At 47.5% G+C, this 448-nt stretch carries 1 protein-coding gene; it reads left to right on the top strand.

Going from position 1 to position 448, the window contains the following annotated elements:
• Nucleotides 1-199: 199 nt before the first annotated feature.
• A complete protein-coding gene (locus tag ACYVRA_RS08950) occupies nucleotides 200-415 on the top strand; it encodes a hypothetical protein (RefSeq protein WP_461252363.1) in 216 nt (71 codons plus the stop codon).
• Nucleotides 416-448 lie beyond the last annotated feature (33 nt).

Raw genomic sequence — 448 nt, 5'->3', positions numbered from 1 at the left:
CTTCTATCCCGTATTTGTCGGCTACTTTTCCAAACCGATCTTTAATTTCATCAATGGTATATACTTTGTAATTCATAGCCGTTCTCCTTTTTGGCGCGGGTAGATAACCCCAGCTTCGGCAACCGTCGCCGCCGTCTCCTCAAATACTCCGTTGGCGATGTACTCATCCTCTATAGCTGTCTCTTATACACATCTAGATGTGTATAAGAGACAGGACTTAGGCATTGCCACCGTCCCCTTGGAAGAGCGCGGCGAGAGCTTTGATTATTCGTTAGAGACGCTGTTGGAAAAAGCCAAAGGCAAGTATCCGAGCGGACAGGAGAAAGAAGGCATCGTCGTACGGGACGTAAACAACCCGAAGGCGGTGTCATTCAAAGTTCTCAACAACGACGCGCTGTTGAAAGAAAAGGATTAAGGAGCCGAACGATGAAAGTAGTCGCCTTTAACG

The organism is Treponema sp. R8-4-B8 (genome assembly GCF_054786175.1).
The sequence above is the reverse complement of the archived record's forward strand: the minus strand, read 5'-3'. Positions and strand labels throughout refer to the sequence as shown.